Origin of the sequence: Mesorhizobium sp. M7A.F.Ca.ET.027.02.1.1 (genome assembly GCF_004022985.1) — a bacterium.
In the GTDB taxonomy this organism is placed as follows: Bacteria; Pseudomonadota; Alphaproteobacteria; order Rhizobiales; family Rhizobiaceae; genus Mesorhizobium.
In genome coordinates this window covers 1-1751 of sequence record NZ_RZOL01000688.1, presented here as the reverse complement: position 1 = coordinate 1751, position 1751 = coordinate 1, and the positions used below count along the sequence as shown (strand labels likewise).

Genomic DNA, 1751 nt, shown 5'->3' with positions numbered 1-1751 from the left:
CTGCCGGCTGCGGAGCGTGCGTATCTGCTGGAGGAGCTGAACCGGACGGCGGCGGCCTATCCGTCGGAGCGGTGCATCCATGAACTGTTCGAGCAGCAGGTGCAAAAGGCGCCGGAGGCGGTGGCGCTGGTCTTCGAGGACGAGCGGTTGAGCTATGGCGAGCTCAATGCGCGGGCCAACCGGCTGGCGCATCATCTGATCGGGCTCGGGGTCAGGCCGGATCAGCCGGTGGCGATCTGCCTGGAGCGCAGCCCGGCGATGGTGGTCGGGCTTTTGGCGATCCTCAAGGCCGGCGGCGCCTATCTGCCGCTGGACCCGGCCTATCCCTGCGCGCGGCTGCGGCAGGTTGTCGACGATGCCGCGCCGCGGCTGCTGCTTTGCGACGCGGCCGGCCGCGCCGCGCTCGGCGCCGAGGCGCTGGCCGATGTCAGTGTGGTCGATCTGGAGACGGTCACCCCGGCCTGGGCCGAGCTGCCCGCCTGCGATCCCGACCCGCGGGCGCTCGGCCTGACCGCGCGCCATCTCGCCTATGTCATCTACACCTCCGGATCAACCGGAACCCCAAAAGGGGCACAGAATGAGCATCGGGCTATTATCAATCGCCTGATCTGGATGCAGAAAGCCTACGCTCTCAATGCGACTGACGTCGTCTTGCAGAAGACGCCATTTGGCTTCGACGTCTCGGCCTGGGAATTCTTCTGGACGTTGCTGGAAGGGGCGACCCTGGTGCTGGCGCCTCCGGCTGCACACAAAGACCCCGATGCGCTTGTAAACTTGATAATCAGCCAACGCATCACCACTGCACACTTTGTACCATCCATGCTGGTCAGCTTTATGGACACGAATGGTGTTGATCGCTGCACATCGCTGCAGCGTCTCGTGTGCAGTGGCGAGGCGCTTCCTGCCTCCCTTGCGCAGAAGGTTCGGCGCGTATTGCCTTGGACTGGCCTGCACAATCTATACGGTCCCACGGAAGCAGCTATCGACGTTACAGCCTGGACTTGCCCGGCTGATTTTGACGGGTCAGTTGTCCCGATCGGGCGTCCGATCGCCAACACGCGGGTGTATCTTCTGGACGGGCATGGTGGGCCGGTGCCGTTCGGGGCGGTGGGCGAGCTTTGCATTGGCGGGGCAGGCGTTGCGCGGGGCTACCTGAACCGCCCTGAGCTGACGGCGGAGCGGTTCATCGCCAGCCCGTTTGTGGACGGCGATCGGCTGTACCGGACTGGCGATCTGGCGCGCTATCTGCCGGACGGCAATCTGGAGTTTTTGGGCCGCAACGACGAGCAGGTGAAGATCCGCGGCTTCCGCATCGAGCCGGGCGAGATCGCGGCGCGGCTTTGCGAGCATGCCTGGCTGCGCGAGGCGGCGGTGGTGGCGCGCCAGGACCGCGCCGGCGACAAGCATCTTGTCGCCTATGTGGTGTGCGCGCCCGAGGCCGGCTCGGACGACGACGATGGAGGCGGGCTTGCCGGCGCCTTGCGCGCGCATCTGGGTGCGCGGCTGCCGGACTACATGGTGCCGTCGGCGTTCGTGCGGCTTGCGGCGCTGCCCTTGACGCCGAACGGCAAGCTCGACCGCAAGGCACTGCCGGCGCCGGCCGACGACGCCTATGCGCGCCGCAGCTATGAGGCGCCGCGCGGCGCGGTCGAGACGGCGCTGGCGCAGATCTGGGCGGAGCTTCTCGGTGTCGAGCGGGTCGGGCGCCACGACCACTTCTTCGAACTCGGCGGCCACTCGCTGCTGGCCGT

General features: G+C 67.0%; 1 protein-coding gene. It reads left to right on the top strand.

The features are described from left to right. Positions 1–1751 (top strand): amino acid adenylation domain-containing protein (locus tag EN749_RS35130; protein WP_128364891.1); only part of this gene is annotated, 1751 nt, incomplete at both ends.